At 66.5% G+C, this 4,651-nt stretch carries 7 protein-coding genes; 5 read left to right on the top strand and 2 right to left on the bottom strand.

The features are described 5' to 3' along the window. On the top strand, positions 1-564 hold a 564-nt coding region (locus tag VFL64_RS15245; protein ID WP_489541234.1), incomplete at its 5' end, for a class I tRNA ligase family protein. A gap of 2 nt (positions 565-566) precedes the next feature. Beyond that, positions 567-1,064: a signal peptidase II gene (gene lspA, locus VFL64_RS15240; RefSeq protein ID WP_489541233.1), complete on the top strand. Its 498-nt coding sequence runs from the start codon at positions 567-569 to the stop codon at positions 1,062-1,064. A 6-nt stretch (positions 1,065-1,070) separates the two neighbouring features. Here lspA and VFL64_RS15235 read toward each other — a convergent pair whose 3' ends face one another. Next, the gene (locus VFL64_RS15235; protein ID WP_489541232.1) at positions 1,071-2,264 is read right to left on the bottom strand and encodes a urate hydroxylase PuuD; all 1,194 of its coding nucleotides are present in this window, start codon (positions 2,262-2,264) and stop codon (positions 1,071-1,073) included. A gap of 18 nt (positions 2,265-2,282) precedes the next feature. Beyond that, complete coding sequence (gene uraH, locus VFL64_RS15230) at positions 2,283-2,636, bottom strand: hydroxyisourate hydrolase (RefSeq protein WP_489541231.1); 354 nt, start codon at positions 2,634-2,636, stop codon at positions 2,283-2,285. 92 nt (positions 2,637-2,728) lie between these two features. Between uraH and VFL64_RS15225 the strand changes: the two genes are divergently transcribed. The 3 genes from VFL64_RS15225 to VFL64_RS15215 form a co-directional block, all read left to right on the top strand. Next, positions 2,729-3,511, top strand: a complete 783-nt coding sequence (locus VFL64_RS15225; RefSeq protein ID WP_489541230.1) for a GntR family transcriptional regulator — start codon at positions 2,729-2,731, stop codon at positions 3,509-3,511. A 7-nt stretch (positions 3,512-3,518) separates the two neighbouring features. Further along, positions 3,519-4,448: an allantoinase PuuE gene (puuE, locus tag VFL64_RS15220; protein ID WP_489541229.1), complete on the top strand. Its 930-nt coding sequence runs from the start codon at positions 3,519-3,521 to the stop codon at positions 4,446-4,448. Continuing rightward, on the top strand, positions 4,445-4,651 hold a 207-nt coding region (locus VFL64_RS15215), incomplete at its 3' end, for a 2-oxo-4-hydroxy-4-carboxy-5-ureidoimidazoline decarboxylase (RefSeq protein ID WP_489541228.1). The genes puuE and VFL64_RS15215, both read left to right, overlap by 4 nt.

Here is a 4,651-nt window from a genome sequence, read left to right as displayed (position 1 = left end):
CTCTACACCACGGCGCCGAAGTCGCTGGCACGGCGCAGCGCACAGACCGCGCTGTGGCACATCACGCACGCCATGCTGCGCTGGATGGCGCCCTTCCTGAGCTTCACGGCTGAAGAAGCGTGGAAGGTGTTCGCACCGGGTGCGTCGCCGTCGATCTTCACGGAGACCTACTGGCCTTTCGCCGCACCCGATGAAGCGCTGCTCGCCAAGTGGGCGCGCATCCGCGAGGTGCGCGACCTGGCCAACAAGGAGATCGAGGCCCTGCGCACCGCGGGCCAGGTGGGCTCCTCGCTGCAGGCCAACCTGAGCATCACCGCCAACCCGGCTGACCATGCCCTGCTGGCCTCGCTGGGCGACGACCTGCGCTTCGTCACCATCACCTCGCTGGCCCGCCTGCTCGAAGGCAGCGACCTGGCGGTGAGCGTGGCCGCCTCGGCGGCACAGAAGTGCGAACGCTGCTGGCACTACCGCGACGACGTGGGCAGCGATGCCGCACACCCCACGATCTGCGGCCGTTGCACCAGCAACCTCTACGGCGCGGGTGAATCACGAAAGGCAGCCTGAGCATGTCGTCCAACAAGAGCGTTGCCAGCCTGTGGCCCTGGCTGGGCATCGCCGTCATCGTGATCGTGCTCGACCAGGTCACCAAGTCACTGATCCTGCAGCACTTCCAGTACGGTGACAGCCGCTACGTCACCTCGTTCTTCAACATCGTGCGGGCCCACAACCCGGGTGCGGCGTTTTCCTTCCTCGCCGGGGCGTCGGGTTGGCAGCGCTGGCTCTTCGTGGGCCTGGGCGCGGCGGCGGCCATCTTCATCGTGTGGATGCTGCGCTCCCATGGCGGCCAGAAGATGTTCGCGTGGGCGCTGTCGCTGATCCTGGGCGGCGCGGTGGGCAACGTGGTCGACCGCCTGATGCACGGCTACGTGGTCGACTTCATCCAGGTGCACTGGGACAGCCGCTACTACTTCCCCTCGTTCAACGTGGCCGACAGCGCCATCACCGTGGGGGCAGCGCTGCTGATCCTCGACGAACTGCTGCGCGTGCGGCGCGGCCGAGGCTGAGGTTCTTCAGGGCTTGGCGCCCGCCTCGAACCAGCGCTTGAGCAGGTCGCGCTCTTCGGGCGTCATCTGCGTGGCGTTGTTCATCGGCATCACCTTCAACACCACCGCCTGCTGGTAAGCAGCCTGCGCGTTACGCAGCAGGAGCTCCGGCGTGTGGAGCTGGATGCCCTTGCTGACGAGCTGCTCGCTGTGGCACATCACGCAGCGCTCTCCCACCACCTTCTGCACCTGGGCGAACGAGGGTGGCGCAGCCGCCGCAGTGGCGGACGGTGCGCCGGGCATCGTCGCGCTGGCCACACCGGCCAGCAGCACCACGCCGACCACGGCGTAGGCCCAGGGCACGGGCTGGCCCGTCGCGAGCGCCTTGTGGCGAAGCACGAACGACTGTCGGATCAGTGCACCCGCCAGCATCATCACCACCAGCACCAGCCAGTTGTTCTTGCCCTCGTAGAGAAACCCGTAGTGGTTGCTCAGCATCGCGAGGATCACCGGCAACGTGAAGTAGGTGTTGTGCACGCTGCGCTGCTTGCCGCGCTTGCCATGGATCGGATCGACCGGCAGCCCAGCGCGCAAGGCGGCCACCACCTTGCGCTGGCCGGGGATGATGACCATCAGCACGTTGCCGCTCATGGTGGTGGCGATCATGGCGCCCACCAGCAGGAAGGCAGCGCGCCCCGCGAACAGGTGGCACGAAAGCCAGGACGCGAACACGATGAACCCGAACACCAGCACGCCGACAACCAGGTCGCCGTTCTTGCGCTGGCCGAAGAGGCGGCAGATGCCGTCGTAGATCACCCAGAAAGCGACGAAGAAGCCCAGAGCCGTGGCAATGGCTGCCGCGGGCGACCAGTCGAACACCTTCTTGTCGATCAGGAAGGTGCTGGCGTTGAACAGGTAGAGCACCGCGAAGAGCGCGAAGCCGGTGAGCCAGGTGGAGTAGCTCTCCCACATCGACCAGTGCAGCTTGTCGGGCAGCACGGCCGGCGAGACCGGGTACTTCTGCTGGTGGTAGAAGCCGCCGCCGTGCACGGCCCACATCTCGCCACCGATGCCTTTCTCGCGGTCCTTGGCGTCCTTGGGCGGCAGCAGCCCGTTGTCCAGCCCCACGAAGTAGAACGAGGCGCCGATCCAGGCGATGCCGGTGACCACATGCGCCCAGCGCAGCAGCAGGTTGAGCCAGTCGAGGAGGTAGGCATCCATGTGTATACAGTCAGTCGCTCAGCTGCCGCGGTAAGTGGAGTAGGCCCAGGGGCTCGCCAGGAGCGGCACGTGGTAGTGCTGCAATGGGTTGGCGAGGCCGAAGTCGATCGGCACCGCGTCGACAAAGGGCGGATCGGGCAAGGTCACACCGCGCCCTCGGAAGTAGGCCGCCACCTCGAACAGCAAACGGTAGGTGCCCGTCTTGAAGCTGGTGTCGTCAAGCAGCGGGCCGTCGGCCCGGCCGTCGTGGTTGAGCTCGAGCTGCTTCAGCAGCACCGGCTGCCCGGCCTCGATGCGGTAGAGCGACACCCGCATGCCGGCCGCCGGGCAGCCGTTCATCGTGTCGAGCACGTGGGTGGTGAGCTTTCCCATGAGCAGGGTGCTTTCAAAAATGGGTTGCAAGACGCGCAAAAGTGTATACAGTTTGCCGGACATCGCAAAGCCCAAAGCCGTTCTGCCCCGCCATGCCCCGCACCACCGCCCTGCAAGCCATCCGACCCGTGGGCCGCACCGCAGGCAGCAGGGCGCGCGCAGGTGCGAAGCAAGTTCCGCGCACGGCAGCGGTAGTGGATGAAGCCAACCTGCAGACCACCACCCGGCGCATCGCCGAATCCATCACCGCGGCCATCGTCGAACGCCGGCTGATGCCCGGCACCAAGCTGGCCGAGCAGAAGATCGCGGACATCTTCAAGGTCTCGCGCACCATCGTGCGCCAGGCCTTGCACCAGTTGAGCCGCGACAAACTGGTCACGCTGGAGCAGGCACGCGGTGCGCGCGTCGCACAACCGAGCGTCGAAGAGGCGCGCCAGGTGTTCGAGGTGCGGCACATGCTCGAGTCCGCCATGATCAAGCGCGCCGCCAGCGAGCTCACACCGGATCACATCACCCAGTTGCGCAACCACCTGCACGACGAGCAGGCCGCCGTGCAGCGCACCGATGTGCCGGGCCGCACCCGCCTGCTGGCCGACTTCCACGTGGTGCTGGCCCAGATGCTGAACAACGAGGCCCTGGCCGACATCTTGCGAGAACTGGTGTCACGCAGTTCGCTGATTTCACTGATGTACCAATCCGCCCATTCGGCCGAACACTCCTACGCCGAGCACGTGGCCATCGTCGACGCGCTGGAGAAGCGCGACGCGCGTGCCGCGGTCAAGCTGATGGAAAGCCATTTGCACCACGTCGAGCGCAACCTGCGACTCAACCCGCGCGTGCCCGATCTCGAAGCGGTGTTGCTGCCGGAGACCTGAACCGACCATGAGCACTGACACCTACCCGCGCGACCTCGTCGGCTACGGCCGCAACCCACCGCATGCCCAATGGCCCAACGGGGCGAAGATCGCCGTGCAGTTCGTCCTCAACTACGAAGAAGGCGGCGAGAACAACCCGCTGCACGGCGACCCCACCTCCGAGACCTTTCTCTCCGAGCTGATCACCGCCCAGGCCTACGAGAGCCGGCACATGACCATGGAGTCGATGTACGAGTACGGCTCGCGCGTGGGCGTGTGGCGCATCCTGCGCGAGTTCGAGAGGCGCAAGCTGCCGCTCACCGTCTTCGGCGTGGGCATGGCCATGCAGCGCTATCCCGAGCTCGTCGCCTGCTTCATGGAGAACGGCTACGAGATCGCCAACCACGGCCTGCGCTGGATTCACTACCAGAACCTGCCCGAGGCCACGGAGAAGCGCCACCTCGACCTGGCCACGCATGTGTTGCGCGAGATGACCGGCGGCGCCTGGCCGCTCGGCTGGTACACCGGGCGCGACAGCCCCAACACCCGCCGCCTCGTCGTCGACCAGGGCAGCTACGAGTACGACAGCGACTACTACGGCGACGACCTGCCCTTCTGGACGCCCGTCACCAAGAGCGACGGCAGCACCGTGCAGCACCTGGTCGTGCCCTACTCGCTCGACACCAACGACATGCGCTTCGTGCAAACGCAGGGCTTCAACACCGGCGACCACTTCTTCACCTACCTGCGCGACAGCTTCGATGCGCTGTACGCCGAAGGCGACACAGCCCCGAAGATGATGAGCATCGGCATGCACTGCCGCCTGCTCGGCAAGCCCGGCCGCATCGGCTCGCTGCAGCGCTTTCTCGACCACGTGCTTGCGCACGACAGGGTCTGGGTGTGCCGCCGCATCGACATTGCGCGGCACTGGAAGCAGCACTTCCCGGCGCCGGCATGAGCCTCACGCTCGATCAACTCAACGCTGCGACGCTCACCGAAGCGTCGCAGATGCTGGCGGGCATCTACGAGCACTCGCCCTGGATCGCCGAGGCCGCCCTCGCCCAGCGCCCGTTCAAGAGCCTCGCCCACCTCAAGCAGGCCATGGCCGACACCGTGCGCCAGGCCGACCGGGCCGCCCAGCTCGCGCTGATCCGCGCCCAC

The organism is Rhizobacter sp. (genome assembly GCF_035702065.1).
Lineage (GTDB): Bacteria > Pseudomonadota > Gammaproteobacteria > Burkholderiales > Burkholderiaceae_C > Rhizobacter.
This window is presented reverse-complemented; position numbering and strand designations above follow the sequence as displayed.

What these genes read in the sequence shown, in the direction of transcription:
- lspA (WP_489541233.1), top strand. Translation starts at nt 567, where the DNA reads ATGTCGTCCAACAAGAGCGTTGCCAGCCTGTGGCCCTGGCTGGGCATC.
- VFL64_RS15235 (WP_489541232.1), bottom strand. Translation starts at nt 2,264, where the DNA reads ATGGATGCCTACCTCCTCGACTGGCTCAACCTGCTGCTGCGCTGGGCG.
- uraH (WP_489541231.1), bottom strand. Translation starts at nt 2,636, where the DNA reads ATGGGAAAGCTCACCACCCACGTGCTCGACACGATGAACGGCTGCCCG.
- VFL64_RS15225 (WP_489541230.1), top strand. Translation starts at nt 2,729, where the DNA reads ATGCCCCGCACCACCGCCCTGCAAGCCATCCGACCCGTGGGCCGCACC.
- puuE (WP_489541229.1), top strand. Translation starts at nt 3,519, where the DNA reads ATGAGCACTGACACCTACCCGCGCGACCTCGTCGGCTACGGCCGCAAC.